General features: G+C 63.4%; 8 protein-coding genes. 4 read left to right on the top strand and 4 right to left on the bottom strand.

Going from position 1 to position 13512, the window contains the following annotated elements; genetic code table 11:
• On the top strand, positions 1-655 hold a 655-nt coding region (locus K1X71_14275; protein ID MBX7074308.1), incomplete at its 5' end, for a hypothetical protein.
• Between the two features lie 6 nt (positions 656-661).
• Here K1X71_14275 and K1X71_14270 read toward each other — a convergent pair.
• Positions 662-3862, bottom strand: a complete 3201-nt coding sequence (locus tag K1X71_14270; protein MBX7074307.1) for a tetratricopeptide repeat protein — start codon at positions 3860-3862, stop codon at positions 662-664.
• A gap of 448 nt (positions 3863-4310) precedes the next feature.
• Here K1X71_14270 and K1X71_14265 point away from each other — a divergent pair, with 448 nt between their 5' ends.
• Positions 4311-8393 carry a DNRLRE domain-containing protein gene (locus K1X71_14265; protein ID MBX7074306.1) on the top strand — a complete coding sequence of 1361 codons (4083 nt, stop codon included), beginning with the start codon at positions 4311-4313 and terminating at the stop codon, positions 8391-8393.
• A 154-nt stretch (positions 8394-8547) separates the two neighbouring features.
• On the opposite strand, the gene K1X71_14260 is transcribed toward K1X71_14265, so the two are convergent.
• Genes K1X71_14260 through K1X71_14250 form a run of 3 tightly spaced genes read right to left on the bottom strand, consistent with a single transcriptional unit; the run spans position 8548 to position 11910 of the window.
• Positions 8548-9297, bottom strand: coding sequence for a hypothetical protein (locus K1X71_14260; GenBank protein ID MBX7074305.1), 750 nt, complete (start codon positions 9295-9297; stop codon positions 8548-8550).
• 24 nt (positions 9298-9321) lie between these two features.
• Positions 9322-10731, bottom strand: a complete 1410-nt coding sequence (locus tag K1X71_14255; protein ID MBX7074304.1) for a hypothetical protein — start codon at positions 10729-10731, stop codon at positions 9322-9324.
• Between the two features lie 30 nt (positions 10732-10761).
• Complete coding sequence (locus K1X71_14250) at positions 10762-11910, bottom strand: glycoside hydrolase (protein MBX7074303.1); 1149 nt, start codon at positions 11908-11910, stop codon at positions 10762-10764.
• A gap of 166 nt (positions 11911-12076) precedes the next feature.
• On the opposite strand from K1X71_14250, the gene K1X71_14245 reads away from it, so the two are divergent.
• Entirely contained in the window at positions 12077-13102 is a 1026-nt protein-coding gene (locus K1X71_14245; protein ID MBX7074302.1) for an NADP-dependent oxidoreductase, read from the top strand.
• Positions 13103-13281: 179 nt separating this feature from the next.
• On the top strand, positions 13282-13509 hold the full coding sequence (locus tag K1X71_14240) for a hypothetical protein (protein MBX7074301.1): 228 nt from the start codon (positions 13282-13284) through the stop codon (positions 13507-13509).
• Positions 13510-13512 lie beyond the last annotated feature (3 nt).

Here is a 13512-nt window from a genome sequence, read left to right as displayed (position 1 = left end):
CGACCTTGGGCTGGAGAAAATCGCGTCCAAGCTCAGGCTCGAGCATTTGACTCTGGGATCGCAGGCGATTTCTCCGGCCGGCATCGAGCGACTTGCGCAGTCGTCGACGCTGGAGCATATTGGACTGTCGGGGCGCGCGATGGACGATGAATTCGCTTGCATCGCGCTGCGCGTTCCGTCGCTGACCAGCTTGTATCTCAAGGATGCCGCCATCACGGCGGCGTTCCTTCGACAAGTCGCCGCCACGCCACAGGTAACCGTGCTGCACTTGACGAACTGCCACTTGACGGATGCGGACGCCGCGCACCTGGCCCCGCAAACGTCGTTGACCAGTCTATCAATCACCGACTGTCCGCTGACCGATGCGGGCGTTGCCGCCTTGGGCGCCAAGCCGGCGCTCAATGTACTCGATCTCAGCGGCACGCAGATCACGTCCGCGGCGTTCGCACCGCTCGGACGCTACGGCGCCTTGAATACGCTGTTCCTCAGTCGCACCCTGGTCGACGATTCCTGCATTGACGCCGTGGCGGGCATGTCGAATCTCGATTATGTTTCGTTCGATAACTCCAAGGTCACGCCAGCGGGCATAGCGCGACTGAAGTCGTTGCGGCACGACATTCTGCTCACGGACGAAATGCGATCAGCGCGGTGGTGATTGGCGTCACGGCATGCCGACGAGCTCAAAGCTGCCCCAGTAAAACGGGCTTTGCCATTGCGATTGCTGGCGGACCCACAGCTTGGCCGCATGTAGCGCGGCGGCATAGTCAATGGCGCCGGCGTCGTTGGGCTTGGCGCAGCCGCCGCAGAAATAGGAAATCAGGCTCGCCGCGGCCGCGTCGTCGACAATCCAATTGCTGGCCACCACGCGCCGCGCGCCGGCCACCAAAAAGCCGCGCGACAACGCCCAGACCCCTTCGCCTTGCTGTTGCGGGCCGAAGTTGGTCTGGCAAGCGCTCAAGATCGCCAGGTCACAGTTCTTGAGGTTCAATTCGTAAATCTCGGGCAGGGTGATCTGCCCATCGTCGGCCGGATCGCTGGCGGCGGTCGGACCAGGCGACACCAACAGCGCGCCGAAGAGATTGCTGTACTCTTGATCGCTGACGCCATGACAGGCCAGGTGCAAGATGCGGCACGCCTCGGCGCGGCGGCGCAATTCGGCTTCGGTGGCTCTGTTGCCCGTGAGGCTGACCGCCTCGGCGCCGGCCTTGGCGAATAGATCGCACACCCAGCGCGACTCCTTGCCCGAGTTCGGCAAGGGCGCCAGCTTCATACCAAAACGCGCGGCGCGGTCGATCGTACTATTGCGCGGCGTCTGGGCCAATTGGGGGTCGCGCGGCGTCTGGTTATAGACCGGATCGCCCAGCGAGAGGACGACGCCACCGGCGGCCGGCTGGCGCGAGTCGAGACTGTAGAGGACGCTGGCCGAGGGGCCATAGACGATCGGCGGTCCCACATCGAGGAGATAGCGCGGCTGTGGACCGGGTTCAACGACGAGCGTCTCGAAGGGCAAAAACGCCAGCGCGCCATCGGGAATGACAACCAAACGCTGGAGGTTGCCGGAGAGAATGGCCTCGCGGGCTTCAGTGGGAATTAGCGTGTTCCATAGCGCGGCCAACTTGGGGAGCGCCGAGAGCGCCGTCGACGGTTTGGCCAGTTGCGAAACGAGGCCGTCGTTTTTCTCGCCGATCAGCAGGGTGTGAAGCTTGTCGGCCGTGAGCGGACCCGCCTCGATGCCGAGCGCCTTTGCGTCCTCCGTCGTGATGTCGAGCTTGCTGATCTTCGCTTTGGTTCCGTCCAGGGCCAAGACAAAGGTCGCTTCGTCGCCGATCATGTACGACAGCATCAGCCCATCGGCGCCGACGACGCGGCGCTGGATTTGACCAATCCGGGGCCGGCTGCCGCCGGTGGCCAATAGCGAGCGGTACACTTCGCTCGTCGCGCGGAGCTCGCGATAGAAGGCGTACAGTTCTTCGCGGGCTTGGGTCAGGTCGGCTTCCAGCTTGGCGCGATTCTCGTCGCTGGCGGCGGCGACCTGTGACTCCAGCGAACGAATCCGGGCATTCAGCTCGTTCTCGCGCTGTTTAAGCTGCGTCCGTTCGGCGGCGGAGCGGCCGGCGTGGAGATCGGCGTCGCCAGCGTTGAATTCATCGAGCAGCGAGCGCGCCCGCGAGCGTTCCATGGCGGTAAACGCCTCGTTCGGATCGTTTAGCTCCGCTTGCCAGGCGACCATCAAAGTGAATGCATCTCTTAATTCGGCAAACGCGGTAGCGCGATCCTGTTCGCCGCCCGACGACTGGCCGCGCTGCTCCTCGGCCAGGTCCATTGCTCGGCGCAGGTCGGCGACGGCCTCGTTGCGCTGCCCCAGCGCCCAGAGCGAATTGGCGCGGCGGCCATGCGCGTCGGCGCGCGCATGGGCGGGCATGCCGACGCGCTCCCAAATTTCGATGGCGCGGTCAAAGGAGTCGATGGCCTCGGCGTGTCGATCTTGCGCGGCGCGGAGTTTGCCGATGTTGTAGTAAGAGCGGCCAGTCTCTGGGTCATCGGCGCTGAGCGTTTTCTCGCGCCAGGCGAGCACGCTCGTCCACAGCTCGTCGGCCTGGTCGTATCGCTCTTGGAGAAAGGCCAGGTAGCCGAGATTGTTTACGATTTCCCACGCGCGAGGATGTTCTTTGCCAAGCGCCTTTTCGAAGATGGCCAGCGCGCGGCGATAGAGTTTTTCGGCTTCTTCGTACTTGCGGTCCAGGGTGTGGCGGTTGGCCAGATTGTTGAGGCTCATGGCCACAGCGGGATGATCGGGGCCATAGACTCGTTCGCGAATCGCCAGCACGCGCTGCATCAGCGGGAGGGCTTCGACTTCGCGCCCCTGGTCGATTAGTACGATCGCCAGGTGCGACAGAGCGATGGCTACAATCGCGGAGTCCGGCCCGACCGATTTCTCGAAGATGGCGAGCGCTTGCCGCATGAGAGGCTCGGCCTCGGCGTAACGGCCTTGCTCGGCATACATATAAGCAAGATTGCCGACACCCTTGGCGTATTCGGGGTGCTGCGGCCCGTAGTACTTGAGGTCGATCGCGTTGCCTTTCTTATGCAACTGTTCGGCCTCGGCGTAGCGGCCTTCGCTGGCATAGATCGACGCCAGGGCGCTGAGGCAGTGACCCACGGCGGCATCGTTGCCGCCCAGCTTGGTCTCGCGGATGGCCAGGGCCTGCTTGACGAGCGACTCGGCCTCGCGGTTGCGGCCCAGTTCCTTATACAGATTGGCGAGGTCCATCTGCACGTTGGCCAGCAGCAACGAGTCGCCGTGCGCCGCGCGTTCGATGCGCGTGGCGCGCAAGAATAGTTCTTCAGATTCTTTCGCTTTTCCGATGTCGTCGAACAGATCGCCAAGGTTCTCCAGCGCGTCGACTAGCTCGGGGCTATCGGCGCCGTGGAGCCGAGTGCGAATCGCGATCGCCCGCTCGAGCGCCTGTTGCGCGTCGGCGAGCCGATCGGTGCGCTGATAGGCGATGCCGCGGCGGTCGAGCAACTCGGCCAGCAATTCGGCCTGGGACGGGTCGCTTTCGCGCAGCATCGGCTCGGCGCGGTCGTACAAAGTCAACGCGTCGGCGTAGCGATACTGGGCCCCCACGGCCGCGCCCACCAGTATTATGGCGCGGGCTACTTCCACGCGGTCGGGCGGTTGTGCCCGCTCGTTGGCGGCGAGAATTTTGCGCGCCGCGTCCTCGGCGGATTTGAAGTCGCCGCGATTGAACGAGTCGCCATACCGTTCGACCAATTGCTCGTAGCTTTCGGCCGCCAGCGCCGGGCTGGCGAGCTGCGCGACCACGACGAGAACGACGCAAAACGATCGTTGAACGGACATGACGCCACGCGCCTTCGCAATGAGACGAATTGAAGTTGTCACAGGCAAACACTCCAACCGCTTTTTATCGCTGGGAATCGTTGGGGGCAACATTATCCTCAATCGCGCTCTCGTCCCCCATTACCTAAGGACGACGTCCAATAGAAGGGCCAAAACAAGCGCACGGCGCCTAAGTGGCGAGCGCGGGTTCCACTTCGCGCAGCAGCCCAGCCGCTCGTTGGCCTGCCGGTGATACGTGCCAGGCCGGCGGACCTGACAAAGGGGGACGGCGGAGTATGGTAGGCGATCCGGATTGCTCGAATTCCAGACGATCAACGCGCCAGAATGTGAAGCAAATCTCACCTGCTGGGCGCGCTCGCGGCGCTACTGTCGCGCTGTGACGCTCGATATACTCTCTTCTGAAATCTCATATTGGGGCGCGTGATTCTCAGCCAAACGAGCGAGCAACATGCGACTCCGCACACCTCGACGCTCTTATGCCCCTCTCGATGGAAAAAAGTCTCCCCCCGCGCGTCGGATGCTGCTGGAGCTGCTTGAAGATCGCCGGTTGCTGGCTTTCACGGTCAATCACACACCGTACCTGCAATTGGGCAACGCCCCGCTCGACGGCTTAAACGGCGGCGCGGATCAAGCCGAGGTACTGTGGCAAACCACCGGCGCGCAAGATACCGACACCTTCACCGCCGAGTATCGCGAGAACGGCGCTGGTAGTTGGACCAGCGCCACACTGAACGCCCAGATTGTGACCGGAGTGAGTGGGCGGATTGTCCATTCGGCCACGCTAACCGGCCTTAACTTCGACGATGATTACGACTACCAGATCACGCACTTGCGGGGCGGCAATCCGATCGCCACCTACCAAAACACGTTCCACACGCGGCTGGCTGCTGGCGACAACCAAAACTTTTCGTTTGTCGCGTATGGCGACTCGGCCGTGGGCGACCCGCCGGCCGATTTCATCGGAGTGCAAGAGCGGATCAACCTGGTTGATCCGGCATTTTCTGTGCTACTGGGCGACAACATCTACACCTCCGGCACGCACGCCGAGCACGACTTGCGGCTCGATCCCTCCAAGAACGCGCCGCTCACCACTTACAACCAAACCCACGTCGACTATTACGGCTTTGGCAATCACGACGTCGGTTCGGCCAATGGGCAGGCGGCGCGAGACAACTATTCGCTGCCAATCCCAGTGCAAGGCTCGACCAGTCCGGTGGGACTGGCGTTCGACACTGACGTGCAGACTGAGAAGAACTACTCGTTCGACTACGGTTCCGTGCATTTTGTCTCGTTCGACACCAATCTGTGGCAAAACGCGACCGCGCTCGACAAGCAACTCGACTGGGCCGAGGCTGACATCGCCGCGGCGCGTGCCCGACCCAATCCGCCGCGATGGGTGGTGGTGTACGGACATCATCCGGTGATCTCGCTGATCAGCCACACTGAGCACACCGCCGACGACAACTACTACGAGCAAGTGGTGTCGCGGCTTGGCGCCGGCGGGGCCGCGGTCGATCTGTTTCTTGCCGGCCACACGCACAACTATCAGCGCAGCTATCCCTTGACGGGACGCGTGGGCGCCACCCCCACCTACCTGGTCGACACCGACAACAACTACGCCAAGGGCGCTGGGCTAAACCTGGTGATCCAAGGCACCGGCGGAGTCGGCCTGGGCTATGGCGCCGGCGACGCCGCGTTCGCCAGTTCGCACGTGGCCGTCGGCATCGACTCGGCAACCACCGTGCCGATGCAGTTTGGATTTGGCAAGATCGACGTCACGCCGAACCAGTTGGTTTACAGCTACGTCTCCGACACGGGGCAAACGCTCGACAGCTTCGTCATCAGTGGCGGGCCTGACTCCATTCCGCCCAGCGCCGCCGTGTTGGCGCCGCTCGACAATGGGCCCAGCGACCAGGACCCGGCATTTCAGCAGGTGCTGGTCAGCGCCGCGCAGGCTGATCTGCAGATTCAGCTTTCGGACATGGGCGATGGCGTCGACGACGCGTCGGTCGTGGCCGCAGTGGTCTCGATGACCAGGGACGCCGCGCCGTTGGTCCTGGGCGTTGATTATTCCTTCGGCTACGACGGCGGCGCCAACCGAATCACGCTCACGCCGATCGGCGGCAGTTTTGGCAGTGGAACCTACGCGATTTCGCTGACGTCGGGCATCGAAGACCTTAACAACAACCCGCTCGCGCCGATCACGTTGACCGTGACGGTCGACACCTCGCTGCCGATTCAGGTCGCGTTTCGTAATGGCGAGAACGGCTACGGCGCCGCCTTGGACACCTACTTGCACCAAGATGAATCGAGCGTGCTGCACGGCACGAGCACCAAGATCGTCAGCGATGGCGACGACGATCTGGGCACGGCGGAGACGCCGGCTCAGATCGTGCAAGGCCTGATCCGTTTCAATTCGCTGTTCGCCTCGCGCGGCGGCGGCCCGATCCCGGACGGCGCGACGATCGTCAGCGCCACGTTGACGCTCCGCACGGGCACGTCCTCGAACGACCAATCGGGTTCGCTCTTCACGCTGCATCGCATGCTCTCCACCTGGAGCGAATCCGCCACCTGGGACAACATGTCAGGTGGTGTCAGTCTCGATGGCATCGAGGCGGTCGCTATCGCCACGGATCTGGTGAATGGTCCCAACGCGCTGGGCGGATTCGTGAATTTCGACGTCACCGCGGATTTGCAGACCTGGTCGGACAACATCGCGCTCAGCACCCGCGGCTGGGTGATCCATCCACTGAGCGGGACGGATGGCTGGCGGGTCGATTCGAGCGACGCATCGACCATTGCCAACCGGCCGCAGCTCACGGTGGCTTATCAGATTGGCCCGACCAGCGCGAGCGCCGGCGGACCGTACGCGGTGGATGAAGGCGCCTCGCTGGCGCTCGCCGCGTCGGCCACTGGCGTCGGCACGTTCAACTACAGTTGGGACGTGAACGGCGACAATGTCTTTGGCGACGCCAGCGGCATCGCGCCCGTGCTCAACTGGTCGCAATTGACGGCGCTTGGAATTGCCGACGGCCCCGCCGGTTTCAATGTTCGTGTGCGCGTCGACGACGGGCTGGGCCATTCGCTCACCAGTTCACCCGTCGCGCTCACGCTGAACAACCTCGCTCCCAGCGCCGGAGTGACCGGTCCCACCAATGTGCTGCGTGGACAGAGCGCTATTTTCAATCTTTCCGCGGTCGATCCGTCCGGCGTCGATCAAGCGGGCAGCTTCGTGTTCCAGATCGATTGGAATGGAGACGGGATTTACGACGAATCCACCGCAGCCGGCCCGGCGAATCAAAGCGTGTCGCATGTCTTTGCCAACAACGCGGCGCTCCAAGTGCGATTGCGAGCCGTTGACGACGACGGAGGCGTTGGCGCCACGGCCACGCTGCCAATCTTCGTGTCGGGCGTGTCGTTGGCGGCCGATCTTGACAATCCGTTGCTCACCAGCCTGTACTACACAGGCACGGCCGGCGCCGATCATCTCGTCTTCGAGCAACTCGGTCCAGGCGCCATCCGCGTGCAAACGCTGCTGGAGAACGGCGCCGTCTTCGCGCTCGATCAAACCTTCACCGGTGTAACGGGCCGCGTGATCGCAAACGCGCTGGCTGGCGACGACGAACTTGGCGCCGCGCTGCTCACAACCACGGCGGCCACGCTGATTGGAGGGCTCGGACACGACACGCTCACCGGTGGCGCTATTGGCGACCGCCTCTTCGGCGACCTGTCTGGCGACGGCCTGGGTGAACTGAACGCCGGCGGCAACGACGTGATCGTGGGGGGCGATGGCGACGACTTGATCTATGGCGATTTCAGCGGTGATGGCGGCGAAGGGGGCAACGACAACATTAGCGCCGGCGCTGGCGCCGACACAGTCTACGGCGATGCCGGTGGCGACGGCGGCGAGGGAGGCGACGATTCGATCGCGGGCGGCAGCGGCGCCGACACCATCTATGGCGATTTTGGCCTCGATGGCGGCGAAGGGGGTGATGATGCCATCTTTGGCGAGTCTGGCAATGACATTATTGTCGGCGACTTTGGCGGCGATGGCGGCGAGGGGGGCAGCGACATCATCCACGGCGGCGCCGACAACGACACGCTCAGCGGCGACTTTATGGGTAGTGCAACCGACGGCGAGCGCGAGGGCGCGGATATCGTCATTGGTGGAACCGGCGCCGACGCCATCTACGGCTGGGCGGCGCTCGTTGGTCCAGCCGGGTTCGGCGGCGACATCTTGGTCGGCGGCGATGTCACCCACGACCAAGTCGCGCTAGCCGCAATCCGCGCCGAATGGACCAGCGCCCGAACGTACGTTGATCGCGTGGCCAATATCACCAATGGCTCCGGTTCCGTGGTCGGAGTGAACGGCACGAACTATCTGTCCACCGGATCGACGGTGCTCGACGATGCCGCGGTCGACGAGATCTGGGGCGATTCGACCACAGTCGACGAATGGTTCCTGCTCAAGCTGACAGAAGATTTGCTCAGCGGCGACCAGCCCGGCGAGACCAAGACCGATACGCCTTAGATTAGCTGCTCGGGGAAGAATTCACCGAGCTGCGCGAATTGCAGGACGCAATTCACAAACTCACGACTACTGTCGCGATTTTGCGAGCTGCAGCAGCTTCGCTGCGCTCGCGGCGAGAGGGAAGAAAGCCACGATGGCTTTCTTCCCCAGACGGTTATCTCTGACGGCCAAAGAAAGCCAATCCGAGCGGGTTCAGATTGTCGTCTCCGAGCGGCGTCAGGCACACCAAAAAGTGCCCCTGCGCGTAGCCGGGATTTGCGGCGAGGAAAAACTCCACGTCGGGATCGCTCTCGTGTCGGCCCGGCTGCGGCACGCGATCCTCGCGCACCGGGGTGACATGCGCGGGGCGGACCACGCCCGCTGTGGCGTCGTACTCATTCGGAAACTTGAGCCGCGTCAAGGCGTTCATCAATTGCTGAATCGCGACGGGCGTCGGCTGCTCGCGCCGCGGATAATACTCGCGAAAGAAGCCCGGCAAAAATCGATAGCTGCGGTAGGTGCAGGTGAGCAGCAAAAAATAGACTCGCGACTCGGGCAGCTCGGCGGCCGTGCTGAACAACAGTTGGCCGATGGCGCGTATAAACTGCCGGTCGTTCGCATACTCCGGGCGAATCACGGTGTCGCCCGAGAAGAACGCCACCACCGGCTCGCCGTCGACCGTCGTATCGAGACGCATCAGAGTCGAGAAGCCGACCGGCGCGCCCGTTTCGCGATCGCTGACCACGAACACCCACGGCTTTTCATCGAGATCGAGGTCAAACTGTCGGCGTTCGACGCCTTGAAAATGCTCGCCGAGCAGTTGAAACAACTGATCGCGCTCGACGGCGGTCAACGTGGCGACGCGCCGTAGCGTGGTGACGGTGCCGCGGCGCACGGGCATTTCGCTATCGAGGTGGGAGCTCACGCGCGACTCGCAACCAGTGGGACGTCACCGCGGTAGCGGCACCTGCGAGCGGAACTCTTCAAACTTGCCGCGCCGCGTGCGGGGAATCTCGTCAACATAGCAGAAGGCGACCGCAAAAGCGTAACCGAGGCCGCGCTGCAGGTAGTGGCGAATGTGTTCCTCTTCTTCGCCCGTGAGGGGACGGGCCGATACCAGATTGACGTCGATCTCGGTCGTTGTGCGCTGCGTGATCTGAAACTGGCGAATCGGCGGCAACTCTTGAAACACCGAAGCGAGCGCGCTGGCGTCGAACATCGGCCAGCGCGTTTGACCGTCGGGCAGCACGAACATATTGCGCTGCCGACCCAGAATGCGGCGCAGCACCGGCAGGCCGCGTCCGCAATCGCACGGCGGGCCGACTTCGGCGTAGTCGCCAATGTCGTAGCGCAAAAGCGGCATGCCAAAGTTGTGCAGGCTGGTCACGACTACGCGGCCAATTTCGCCCGCGGCACAGGACCGGCCGCCGTCGTCTAGCACCTCGACCAGCACATTCTCTGACTGCACGTGATAGTGCTCGTGATCAGGGCATTGCATCGCCAGGTAGCCAAATTCCTCGGAGCTATAAACGTCGACAACTGGCACGCCCCAAGCCTCTCGGCAGGCGGCGCGCGTCTCAGGTTCCAGCACTTCGCCGAACGTGCGAATCTGCTGGAGACTCGGAAGACGAATGTTGTTCTTCAGGCAGTAACGGGCCAGCGCGTTGAGCGCCGAAGGGTATGACAATAAGTAACCCGGTTGTTGCCGCTGGAGCCAGTCCGCCTGCTCCGCGGTGCTGGAATGAATCGTCAAGATCGCACAAGGCCCGGTGGCGATCAGTCCGTCGGTCGCCGGTCCCCAGTTGCGCGAGCGCGCGCCTTGCGGCGGCCGGGCCGCCTCGTGGTCGACAAAGCGCATCGCCGCCAGTGTGGAGCGAAAGTCGCGCCGATGCCACAGATGCTCGCGTAGCGTGAACACCCGCCAGGCGAGCGCCGTGACCGCGGTCCCCCACACGCGCACCGGCTCGCCGGTCGAGCCACCGGTGACATGCATCCGCGTGGGCCCATGCGCGGGGGGAAGTTTCTTGCTGCAAAGGGCTTCGCCGAGCGACTGCACATCGTGCCGCGTTAAAATTGGCAGGCGCGACCAATTGGCTTCGAGATTCTCGCGCGCTGCGGAGATGCCGGCGTCGGCAAGTCGCTGCGCATGAAATGGTACGGTGCGCGCGGCATGGCCGACCACCTCGGCCAATTGATCGAACTGCCGGCGGCGCAAGCGCTGGGCCGACCACCACTGCGACTGCTCCAGTTGAAACAACAGCGCCAGCGCCATGGCGCCATCGGGCTTGGGGGGCGCGGGCCAGCGAATCGCCTGCACGGCGGAGAGAAAATCGACCTGATAGTCGTCGGACTTCGTCACGCGCTGTGTTCCACTTGTCGCCATCTTCGATCAATGCCGCTCGTCGAACCAATCCAAATCGAATGTGGCCAGTTCGATGCGCTGGTACGGCGACTCGTTGCCGCATTCGTAGAGGCAGGCCACCTGATTGTTTTTCAAGCGCGCCAGGCAGGAATACGCGGCCAGGCCGGTGTGCAACACGCGCGACAGGGGCCACGTGGCGCCATCGTCCCGGCTCAGGCGCGCCGTCAGTCGTTCTCGTTTCAGACTCGCGGGATTGGCGAACAGCAACCGCCGATCCGCGGCATCGCCCGGCGACCAGCGCAATAGCGACGCCTGACAGACCGGTTCAATCAGCGCGCGGTCTGGCTCGGGCACAGTCCAAGTTAGGCCGCCATCGTCACTCTTGCTTGCGAAGCGGCAGCCCTGTTTGTGATAACTGCGCATGTTGAGCAGCAGCGATTTGTCGGATAGCTCCGCAATCTGGCACTCGTTGAGCCGCGGTCCCACCACTCCGCCGATCTGCCAGCGCTGGCCATGATCGTCGCTGTAGATGACGTGCGAGCACATCGCCCGGTCGCCGGCCGTGGTGTGATCGCACGGAATGAGCAATCGGCCGGCGCTGGTCTGGATGCCGACGCCCGGCCCGGTGGCGTACCAGGTCCAGTGGTCGCGTTTCACTTGAGGAGTGATCTCGCGCGGCGGGCTCCAGGTGGCGCCGTCATCGGTCGAGGTCATCTGCCACACAGTACGCGAGCCTTGAGCCGTGCCGCCGACAATTTCACTTTCGGCATCGTCGCCCCGGTTGTGGGTGAGCAGCAGATGCACCGCGCCGGTGGCGAGGTCGATCACTGGGCAGGGGTTGCCGCAGGTGTTGGCGCCGTCGTCCCAGATGACGCGCGGCGGATTCCAGGTTTTACCGCCATCGTTGCTGGCGCGCATCACAAGATCGATGTCGCCGGCGTCGGAGGTCGACTGTTTGCGCCCTTCGCAGAAGGCAATGGCCGTGCCGCCCGGCGTCGCAATCAGGCTGGGGATCCGAAAGGTGTGATAACCGTGCGTGTCGGCGGCAAACAGCGTCTGCCGCTCGATCGGTTCGTCCGCGGCGGCGTGGCCTGCCGCTGCCGCGCAGAGCGCAAGCGCTGCAAACAGTTGGCGGTATTGTTGCCAGTTCAATCGTCGAATCGAGTCGCGTGGCATCATGTGGTCGCGGGGACTATTTGAATCTCGTCGCTGGTCCAGTGTCGTTCATCGCATAGGAGCCGGCAAGATAGCGGCGCCGGTGGGACGCCGCGCCCTGTTTCTGCTAAACTCGCGAGCGTTTCACCATCGATTTGAGCGTCGATCCAACGAGGGAGATTGCAGCATGCGACCCGCAGTCAGCCGAGAGATTCGCCTCCGTGAGCGCCCCGTTGGCCTGCCGACCGCCGAGACCTTTGAAATGGCTGAGGCCCCGGTCGCCGAGATCAAGGAGGGGCAGTTTTTGGTGCGCAACATCTGGATGTCGGTCGATCCGTACATGCGCGGTCGCATGATGGATCGCCGCAGCTACGTGGCGCCGTTCGAAGTTGGTCAACCGCTGGCCGGCGGCTGCGTGGGACAAGTCGTCGAGTCGAAGCACGATCGCTATCGCGCCGGCGACTATGTGCTGGGCATGAACGGCTGGCGCGAGTATTGGATCACTAGTGGCGCCGGCGTCGGCAAGATTGACCCCAAGCTTGCGCCGATCCAGGCGCATCTGGGCGTGCTCGGCATGCCCGGGCTCACGGCGTATGCGGGACTGCTCAAGGTTGGCGCGCTCAAGGAAGGGGAGTCGGTGTTTGTCTCCGGTGCGGCGGGGGCGGTGGGCTCGGTGGTCTGCCAGATCGCCAAGGCCAAGGGCGCCCGCGTGGTTGGCAGCACCGGCTCGGCGGAGAAGGCGGCCTGGCTCAAGAGCGAGGCGGGCGCCGACGAGGCGATCAACTATCGCGACGCGGGGGACCTGACCAAGGCGGTGGCCAAGGCGCTGCCGGAGGGGATCGATGTCTACTTCGAGAATGTGGGGGGAGCGCACTTCGATGCGGCGCTGGCCAACATGAAGGACTTTGGCCGCATCGTGGTGTGCGGGATGATCTCGCAGTACAACGCCACCAGCGCCGAGCCGGGGCCGAGCAACTTGGGGCTGGTCATCCCGCGTCGGCTGCGGATTCAAGGCTTCATCGTCACCGATCACGCCGACCTGCGCGATCAGTTTTTGGCCGACATGGGGGGCTGGATCGGCCAGGGCAAACTGAAGTGGCGCGAGACGGTGGTCGAAGGTCTTGATAAAGCCCCCGAGGCGTTCTTGGGTCTCTTTCGCGGCGACAACCTCGGCAAGATGCTGGTGAAGGTTGGCCCTGATGCGGTGGTATGAGGCGAGTTGTTATGGCTCCAGGGCACGAATTGCGTCTGTGGCCTGCGGCCAGCGTGCCCCAATGGAGCACGTGTCATTAGCCCGGGACGCAAGCCCCTGGCATCCGCCGACCCGAAATTGACTATTGAGCCAATTGGTGATATATTGGTATCATATTGTACTAACCACGGAGTCCCGCCATGATCAAGTCCCTGACCAAGCACGGCAACAGCTACGCGCTGGTCATCGAGAAGCCCATCTTGGAGCTGCTGCGCGCCACGCCGGATACTCCGTTTGAGATCATGAGCGATGGGCAGTGCCTCGTCTTGACGCCCGTACGCGACTCCAAGGAAGAGAAAAAGTTTCAGAAGTCACTGGAAATGGTGCATGCGCGGTTTGGCCGCGCCATGAAGCGTCTGGCGGAGTAAGTC

The sequence above is a fragment of the Pirellulales bacterium genome, assembly GCA_019694455.1.
Lineage (GTDB): Bacteria > Planctomycetota > Planctomycetia > Pirellulales > JAEUIK01 > JAIBBY01.
The sequence above is the reverse complement of the archived record's forward strand: the minus strand, read 5'-3'. Positions and strand labels throughout refer to the sequence as shown.

Coding starts and splice junctions, on each gene's coding strand:
- K1X71_14265 (MBX7074306.1), top strand. CDS start 4,311: ATGCGACTCCGCACACCTCGACGCTCTTATGCCCCTCTCGATGGAAAA.
- K1X71_14245 (MBX7074302.1), top strand. CDS start 12,077: ATGCGACCCGCAGTCAGCCGAGAGATTCGCCTCCGTGAGCGCCCCGTT.
- K1X71_14240 (MBX7074301.1), top strand. CDS start 13,282: ATGATCAAGTCCCTGACCAAGCACGGCAACAGCTACGCGCTGGTCATC.
- K1X71_14270 (MBX7074307.1), bottom strand. CDS start 3,862: ATGTCCGTTCAACGATCGTTTTGCGTCGTTCTCGTCGTGGTCGCGCAG.
- K1X71_14250 (MBX7074303.1), bottom strand. CDS start 11,910: ATGCCACGCGACTCGATTCGACGATTGAACTGGCAACAATACCGCCAA.